This window comes from Mesorhizobium sp. M0058 (genome assembly GCF_040323095.1).
In the GTDB taxonomy this organism is placed as follows: domain Bacteria; phylum Pseudomonadota; class Alphaproteobacteria; order Rhizobiales; family Rhizobiaceae; genus Mesorhizobium.
The window spans coordinates 1-7,135 of record NZ_JAMYUQ010000043.1; the positions used below are offsets into that span (position 1 = coordinate 1).

10 protein-coding genes are annotated in these 7,135 nt (G+C 59.7%); 5 read left to right on the plus strand and 5 right to left on the minus strand.

Annotated elements, in window-relative coordinates:
* Nucleotides 1-729: 729 nt before the first annotated feature.
* Nucleotides 730-1,479: a hypothetical protein gene (locus NKJ75_RS32595; RefSeq protein ID WP_352463810.1), complete on the plus strand. Its 750-nt coding sequence runs from the start codon at nucleotides 730-732 to the stop codon at nucleotides 1,477-1,479.
* Nucleotides 1,480-3,042: 1,563 nt separating this feature from the next.
* Here the strand turns inward: NKJ75_RS32595 and NKJ75_RS32600 are convergent.
* From NKJ75_RS32600 to NKJ75_RS32605, 3 genes are all read right to left on the minus strand, one after another.
* Nucleotides 3,043-3,345: a DUF1330 domain-containing protein gene (locus NKJ75_RS32600; RefSeq protein WP_352463809.1), complete on the minus strand. Its 303-nt coding sequence runs from the start codon at nucleotides 3,343-3,345 to the stop codon at nucleotides 3,043-3,045.
* Between the two features lie 279 nt (nucleotides 3,346-3,624).
* Nucleotides 3,625-3,984 carry an exopolysaccharide production repressor protein gene (locus NKJ75_RS32935; protein WP_502903953.1) on the minus strand — a complete coding sequence of 120 codons (360 nt, stop codon included), beginning with the start codon at nucleotides 3,982-3,984 and terminating at the stop codon, nucleotides 3,625-3,627.
* A 403-nt stretch (nucleotides 3,985-4,387) separates the two neighbouring features.
* Nucleotides 4,388-4,927 (minus strand): VOC family protein, encoded by a 540-nt coding sequence (locus NKJ75_RS32605; protein ID WP_050588547.1) that lies wholly within the window; start codon nucleotides 4,925-4,927, stop codon nucleotides 4,388-4,390.
* 112 nt (nucleotides 4,928-5,039) lie between these two features.
* Between NKJ75_RS32605 and NKJ75_RS32610 the strand changes: the two genes are divergently transcribed.
* From NKJ75_RS32610 to NKJ75_RS32625, 4 genes are read left to right on the plus strand one after another with little or no spacing between them, the layout of a single operon-like run.
* Nucleotides 5,040-5,666: a LysR family transcriptional regulator gene (locus NKJ75_RS32610; RefSeq protein WP_023670649.1), complete on the plus strand. Its 627-nt coding sequence runs from the start codon at nucleotides 5,040-5,042 to the stop codon at nucleotides 5,664-5,666.
* A complete protein-coding gene (locus NKJ75_RS32615) occupies nucleotides 5,572-5,886 on the plus strand; it encodes a LysR substrate-binding domain-containing protein (protein WP_084630787.1) in 315 nt (104 codons plus the stop codon). The genes NKJ75_RS32610 and NKJ75_RS32615 overlap by 95 nt, the downstream gene beginning before the upstream one ends.
* 34 nt (nucleotides 5,887-5,920) lie before the next feature.
* Nucleotides 5,921-6,262 (plus strand): transposase, encoded by a 342-nt coding sequence (locus tag NKJ75_RS32620; RefSeq protein ID WP_023670651.1) that lies wholly within the window; start codon nucleotides 5,921-5,923, stop codon nucleotides 6,260-6,262.
* Nucleotides 6,263-6,316: 54 nt separating this feature from the next.
* Nucleotides 6,317-6,583: a hypothetical protein gene (locus NKJ75_RS32625; RefSeq protein WP_352500747.1), complete on the plus strand. Its 267-nt coding sequence runs from the start codon at nucleotides 6,317-6,319 to the stop codon at nucleotides 6,581-6,583.
* Nucleotides 6,584-6,692: 109 nt separating this feature from the next.
* On the opposite strand, the gene NKJ75_RS32630 is transcribed toward NKJ75_RS32625, so the two are convergent.
* Nucleotides 6,693-6,881: a hypothetical protein gene (locus tag NKJ75_RS32630; protein ID WP_031243249.1), complete on the minus strand. Its 189-nt coding sequence runs from the start codon at nucleotides 6,879-6,881 to the stop codon at nucleotides 6,693-6,695.
* Nucleotides 6,871-7,135, minus strand: a 265-nt coding sequence (locus tag NKJ75_RS32635; protein WP_352500748.1) for a hypothetical protein, incomplete at its 5' end; no start/stop codon positions are given. The genes NKJ75_RS32630 and NKJ75_RS32635, both read right to left, overlap by 11 nt.

A 7,135-nucleotide genomic window follows, 5' to 3' on the forward strand; every position in this document is an offset into this window, starting at 1 on the left:
CGCGGGAATCAGGTGACGTGAACAATCACCAGCCTGCCATGACCGCCCCCTCTCAGCGAATTTGCAGAACTCTCAGCACACTACCTCGCGGGGGGACACCTTGCGGCGGGCGGGCCGCTGGGCCCGACCGGTGAGACTCAGCGCCCGCCGGCAAACAATATCGCACGCCTGCCAATGCCCACGAATCATACAAACGGAGGAAGGAAGATCTAACCAGCTATCGCCATTTCCGATGCGAACGCCTAAGCCTTTTATGAGACCTAAGCGCAGCTTGCAGGCCGCAGCATGGTCCCAATTTGGGACGAATAGTTTGGCACCCATATTGCACCCACATCTTTCGCCGGCTGATCCCCGGTCCTGATCGCGTACTCTGATCAGGTGTAAGGCTCGCCGGGCTCGAGGTAGTTGGGGTCTTCGCCCGGCGAGTTGTCTACCAATGCGCAGTCACAGCCACACGGTGACGCCATACTCCGAAATGCCGCAAGCATTCCGCGGTTGTGCATCGCCCGACCAAGGTCCGATCGGTGTGGGACTTCAGTCGCGCAAAGGGCGATACGGTCTGCGACTCCGGATTTTTTGCTAGATTTCAGAGGGTTACAAAGCGCTTCGCAGTCGTCAGTCGCTCATTGCAACAAGCATTTATCTAAAGTTCATTCAGTCGAATTAGGAAACTCTTATAAGCCGCTCTATAACGAATCGGCGAGGTGGCTATTCGACTGAGGAGGTACCATGACATCCCGAAAAACGCTGTTGGCAGCGCTTGCCGCGCTTGCGCTAGTGACCGCTCCTGCTTTCGCTGGCGCGGGTGGAAACGGAGGTGGTCACGGCAATGGTGGTGGTCACGGCAATGGCGGTGGTCACGGCAGTGGCGGTGGTCACGGCAATGGCGGTGGTCACGGCAATAGCGGCAAGTCCGGCAACAGCGGCGGGAAGTCCGGCAACAGCGCTTCGCACGGCAAGTCGGCATCGGCTCACGCCGGAAAGAAGACCTCGGGCGACGACCAGGTCGCCGTCGACGACATTGAGGTCGCCGCGACGCCTAAGGACAAGAACATTCACGCCAAGCTTGGCCGGCTGAACTCGCTGCAGCGCAACATCAACGCCTATATGAACTCCAAGAGCAAAAAATTCGCCGGCATTCAGGCTTATGTGACAGGGTCGGCGGCCGCCAAGGGCGCCCAAGCCGCGGTAGATGCCGCCCAAGCCGAAGTCGACGCGTTGAACGCCAAATTGAACGACCCGAATACTCCGGCCGACCAAGTCCCGACCCAGGAGCAGATCGATGCAGCGCAGGCAGCGCTCGATACGGCCAATATAGCGGCGGCCGATGCTGCTGCCGCCGTCCCATCGCTGGATGACGCGCTCGCCGATATGGCCAACAAGCCGGTCGACGCCGAGGTCACCGAATGGGCCAACGGCGTGCTTGCCGAGAAGATCGACGAGATGGCTGCCAAGCAGACTCCCGCGGCAACGCCGTAAGGCGGTCACAGCCGAGCGATCCTAGCCGAACGTCCAAGCCGCCGGGTCACACCCCCGGCGGCAGGGCGACGACGAGCTTGCCACCTTATTCTCCTCTTTGAGGGCGACCCTAAACAAGCGGAGTCGCTACCGACGCGTAGGAACAAAAGTGCCGAAATACCGTGTTGAGGATATCGCAGCCGATGCCGTGACGGCCACCCACACCGTCAACGCGAAAACTCCGATCAGGGCGGCGCGCGAAGCGGCGGAACGCGACGTCATTCTACGCCCGGCCACATCTTCGAATACAGCTCAGCCTGTAGGGCGGTCCATACCCGGCTGGCCGCGGCTCACGCTGGTTTCTTGAAACGCACCATGCCGCCGACCTCGATGAGTTCGACTATTGACCCGGACCAGGGTTCTCTGTCTGGTTTTGAGCCAGGGGGGAAGCAATACGATTTCCTGGACGTGCCGCTTGAGGCGTTTGTCGCGTTCAAATCTGCCTTCACCAAGGGCCGCTATTCAACAAGACATCCGCAACCAACTATGCATTCCGGCTCGCCCAAGAAAAGGCTGCAGGCTCCTTGGACGATTAAGGGAGGTTCTTTCAGAAAAACGGCCCGCGCTGATCGAAGGGCGCGGGCCGGTCCGTTGCCGCCGGTCGGCAGCGGGAGGCATCCATTCCGGCCGGTGCAAACCGGCCCCTCCCGCCACAATTAGCAACCTTCGGCAGTCGTTTTCATCTGTCCAGGGGCTGCGGACTTGGCACTGGTGTCATCCTGTTGACCAGGAGCGGCCTGCTTAGCACTGCCACTCTGCTGGCCCGGCGCACAGTCCTTCGCTGAGTTCGAATTGGTCGACTTCGTTGTGGTCGAATCCGTGTTGTTATCTGTCGTCGGCATCGTTGTGGTAGTGGAGGAGCCACTCGACGTCGTCCCTGTTGTCCCTGTCGTCCCCGCGAACGCAAGCCCGCTGGAAAGAGCCATCATGGCAGTGGCAAAAAGAAGCCGTTTCATTCTTCATCTCCTAATGGCAAGTAATGTCCCTTCCATTCGATAACGGGGGATGCGAAGGATCGGTTCCAACGCGACCTTGTCTTGACCGGCAGCTTTGGGGCGGCCGTTAGCGGACTGGCAGCCTTCACGCGGCGGATCTTCGGTAGCTGACATTCCGGCTAGCGCGGACATCGCCTTCCCCATGGGCAGAAATTAGTCTCCTGGGGCCCGCCCACGTTTCTCTCAAGCCACCGATTTCATGGCCGACAGGTTATCACGATGTGTCTGAAGGTGGAGAAGCTGATCGTCGCCCCTTGGTTGTGCAGCCCTTCAGCCGTGGGCCAACCTCCGAACACCCTTGAAAAAGGACTTGAAGTCGTCCCGCACCAGAGCGAACGTCTTCGGATGATCGGGATAACACGGCGGTCACGAGACACCTGTTCCCGCGTCTTTTGCTCGCTCGCCGGCGCAGCGGCAAATTGATCATAGAGTGTACTAAGTGGTCTTGCTGCTCCGGCATCTCGCCGTGAGGAAGAAATGACGCTGAGGATGCCCAACTGTCGTCGGGTCCGCTGGCCGCGCTTATGGGTCACGCCGCAGGCGTTGCAATCCCTTCTATAGCGATGATCCTGGTGTTAGCGGAACGTTTGCGGATCTCGATCAGCCGGGCGTATTCCGGCGAATTATACCAGCCCATCAATGACGCCATGTCGGGGAATTCGACAATGACCAGTCGGTGTGGATCCCAATCACCTTCCAAAACCTTGGTGGCGCCACCGCGGCCCAGGTACCGCCCACCGTACCGCTCTTCGGTAGCGGGAACGTCCCGCCGATATTCCTCGAACAAGGCAGCGTCTTTTACGTCTACATCCGCTATCAGATAGGCAGCCATCTGTGTTTCCTCCTTAGACCTACCTCGCGCTCCTCGGCTTCGGCGTCGTCGGTCCGCACCCTGTCGACGATCTCCGTGCGACATCCAGCGCCAGCGCGCTTTTCGATGATTGTTGGCGCTGCCACGGCTTTCCTTCTTTCGCATAGTTCGCAAAGATTAGCATGATCGCTGCTCTCGTGTCTGGCGGTCTCCCTCAAAGCGTCGTCGAGCGCCCTTCAGATGAGACACCGCCGTCTCGACAGGTAGGCTCGGCAGGGTTCGGTATTTCTTCGGTTCTTTTCAACCAAAGCTTGTCGAAAAGCGCGAATGAAAATAGGAATATGCAACCTGAAAGATGATAAAAATCAGCAAGGTCCATGCAAGGGACTTCCAGAACGAATCGGTTGCTAGGTAAGTCCAGGTCGCTACCACGGTCGACGTGGCAAACATCCCAATCAGTAATCGCGGAAAAAACATCATGTTCAATGCCGCCCCATAGCTGGACCGACCGGTCTCACGTCTACTCCCCAGAAGAACGTAAGGTTTCACTAAATTAGTAATTGCGCAAGCACCAATGGCCAGAACCAAACCTTCCGAACAGCTTTCCCGGGCTGAAATCGAGCGCTTCCTGGCGGCAGCCGAAGCGCTGCACAAGAGCATCGTCGGGCCGCTGTGCGTACCACAGCGAGCATGCCAAGCTCTGTGAGCTCCATCGACCCCTTTTGAAGGCGATCGAGAACATCACCGGCCACAAGGCGCAGTTCATCCAAAGGAACGGGACAGGGCCGTCTCAGCCGCGCGGGAGCCGTCTGGCTAGCCGCCGGTCAAGTCCTAAGCTCGGATGCGAAGCTTCGCTTCTCTTCCCGCAGGGTATTGCGATGCATTTTAAGCGCTTGAGTTTGCCGACGGTCTTCTCGAAGCGTACACTTTATTACCTGGGGTGGCGAAGCCCGCCAGCCGAATGGTTGCCCTCCGCTCGCAGCCAACCGGCTCCGTGGCTCGGTGAATGGCTAGCACTGTCGCAGCAGTCCTCCGAACGCAGCCCGCCATGGCGGTGGCCAGCTTAGCAGTCTGATGCCCCCTCCCGGGCGAGATTGTCCACGTCGAGCGGATTGCTGACCAGTTTCAGCGCGCCGTCCGGGTTGCGCGGCCATTCCGCTTCCGGGCGATCCCAATAGAGTTCTACCCCGTTGCCGTCGGGATCGCGCACATAGATCGCCTCCGAGCCGCCATGGTCATTCGCGCCGGTGAGCGTCACCCCTGCTGCTCGCAGGCGGCGCAGCGCAGCCGCCATCGCCGCCCGTGTCGGATAGAGAAAGGCGACATGGTGTAGGCCCGTCGTGCCAATGGGGGGCGCGGCGCCGCCGCGGCCTTTCCAGTTAGTGAGCGCCAGATGATGGTGATATCCGCCCGCCGCGAGAAAGGCAGCCTCCTCGCCTAGCGACAGGTTGACGCCGAACCCGAGGGCACCGCAATAAAAGGCTAGCGATCGCTCGATGTCGGCGACGTTGAGATGGACGTGACCGACCCGAACGCGCGGGTTGATGGCATATTTTTCGACGAAGCTGGCGGCGTCATTGGGATTGATCGATTGATCGTTCATGGCCTCCGCTCCCCTGCTGGCGATTTCGACAAGCGTAAATATCGCGCAAATGCATTGCCCGGAAAATATGAGATGACTGGAATGAGCATCCCGTTTTCTGCATAATCCGGGAATGCGCATCGACGAGATATGTGTCTTCATCAACGTCCTCGAGGCAGGGAGCTTTGCCGGCGCGGCGCGCCGTCTCGGCATGCCTGCAACGACAGTGAGCGCCAAGGTCGCGGCCCTGGAGCGACGGCTCGGGCTCTCGTTGATCCAGCGCACGACCAGAAAGCTGCGCGCTACGCCCGAGGGCCAAGCCTATTTCGAGCGGTGTCGCATCGCGCTGCGAGAAATCGAGACCGTCGAAGCTGAGCTTCGCGCAGAGTCGGCGGGGATGGACGGACAGCTTCGGCTGACGGCGTCAGTGGATATCGCGCAGACGCTTCTACCGCCTGTTATTGCAGCGTTCCGTAAGGCTTATCCGGCGGTCGCCGTTGATCTCTTCGTCACCGACCGCGTTGCCGATCTCGTCGCCGACGGCATCGACCTCGCCGTGCGCGTCGGCCCGTTGCGCGATTCCAGCCTGATCTCACGCGCTTTCGTGACGGGTCCTTCAGGACACTTCCAAGGCCTACCTCGGCCGCCGGGGCACACCTGTCTCACTGGAGCAACTCGAACATCACGATCTAATCGCCCTCAGCAAGGCATGGGCGCGACCGCTGCCGATGCTGGCGGGCGACCGGAAGATCGGTGTTGACCTGACAGGGGGCCTCACCTGCGATGATCTGCTAACGGTGAGGGCGCTCGTGGCGATAGGATTGGGCATCAGCTTTCTTCCAGGCTATCTCGCCCATCAGCTCGATCTGGTGCGGGTACTCCCCGAACTGCGTTCACCGTTTACCGGCCTATTCTTTGCTTATCCGGCACAGAAGTGGGCGCAACGACACCGGTATTGGTTTGAGAGGAATCCGGTGTGATTCATAGATTGCCGACTGATTCTGGAGGTCGGCAATGTCTACGAAGATGACGGAGATGGATTGGTCGGCGGCGCTGGAGGTGTTCCGCGGATCGCTGCCACGGCGCGGAGCCAAGGGTCGGGACGACCCTGCTATTCGTGGAGGCTCTGCACTATTCTCAGTCCACAACATTACATGGCGAGCGCTGCCGGAGCGTTTCGGCAAATGGAACAGCGTTTGGAAACGCTTCGACCGGCTGAGCAAGGCGGGCGTGTTCGAAACGTTCTTTGATCATCTCGCTGCGCTCTCGTCGTCGGCGCACCTGGTGCAGATGTTCGACAGCTCCGTGGTGCTCGGTCATGTCTCGGCGGTAGGGGCAAAAGGGCCTAGGCGATAAGATAGGTATTGCCCTGCGGAATCGGGTGGGTTTCTAACTGCGATGACACACGAATTGCTTGCAGACGACGGTTGGGCCGAGACGATTGAGCTTCTCGGCGGCGAAGATTTGCTTACGCGGAGCGCCCGCGAGACGAAGGCGTTCCTGCGTCCGCAGGGCGTTCAATCGGCGCCCGATTTGTTGCGCCTGACGCGCGGCGGCTTCTCGACCAAAATCCATCTGAAGACACCTAACGCGTTCATTGGACAGCGACCCATTACTTGGCCCGCCGGCTCATGTTGGCGGGCTTTTTTGCGTCAGTCGGGAACAACCTCGCTCTGAGGCTGTTCGGTCACACCCGGCTCGTTCTTCAGCGATTCCTGCCGGTGACCAAGATGTCCTCTCCACTCGTCATGGTCGGCCCGCGCAGCCTCGGAAGCAGGCGCGGGCCTCATTCGCCGTCATTGCTGTGTTCTCGGTGCGCAACCGCTTCTTTGAATGCGCGTGCTGCTGCATCGCAAGCGACACGTGAGGAGCCGTTCACGGACAGAATGATTTCGGCTGCCTTCACGGTCAAACCGTGTTTTTCGGCGAACTCTGCGGCTGTGTATGCGAGTTTTGTTTTTTCGCTACTCCGCATTTCTGACTCCATAGATCTCTTGCGCCTCGTGCAAGCTCTGTCGGGCCTGTTGCAGTGATCGATGCAAGTTCGCCAGCAATTCGTCGGCGTCGGCCGTCGGACTGCCTTCGTGATCCAGTAAGCCGACGATAATATCCTGCTTGGAAACGATGCTCTCGTTGTGAACGAGTTGGCCCATAAAATACATGAGCCGGCTCTGTGCCGGTGTGGGCATGGGCCTTCTCCCTGGTCGGGCGAAAGCCTGATGATCGCTC

What these genes read in the sequence shown, in the direction of transcription:
- NKJ75_RS32610 (WP_023670649.1), top strand. Translation starts at nt 5,040, where the DNA reads ATGCGCATCGACGAGATATGTGTCTTCATCAACGTCCTCGAGGCAGGG.
- NKJ75_RS32605 (WP_050588547.1), bottom strand. Translation starts at nt 4,927, where the DNA reads ATGAACGATCAATCGATCAATCCCAATGACGCCGCCAGCTTCGTCGAA.
- NKJ75_RS32595 (WP_352463810.1), top strand. Translation starts at nt 730, where the DNA reads ATGACATCCCGAAAAACGCTGTTGGCAGCGCTTGCCGCGCTTGCGCTA.
- NKJ75_RS32620 (WP_023670651.1), top strand. Translation starts at nt 5,921, where the DNA reads ATGTCTACGAAGATGACGGAGATGGATTGGTCGGCGGCGCTGGAGGTG.
- NKJ75_RS32935 (WP_502903953.1), bottom strand. Translation starts at nt 3,984, where the DNA reads ATGCTCTTGTGCAGCGCTTCGGCTGCCGCCAGGAAGCGCTCGATTTCA.
- NKJ75_RS32630 (WP_031243249.1), bottom strand. Translation starts at nt 6,881, where the DNA reads ATGCGGAGTAGCGAAAAAACAAAACTCGCATACACAGCCGCAGAGTTC.
- NKJ75_RS32600 (WP_352463809.1), bottom strand. Translation starts at nt 3,345, where the DNA reads ATGGCTGCCTATCTGATAGCGGATGTAGACGTAAAAGACGCTGCCTTG.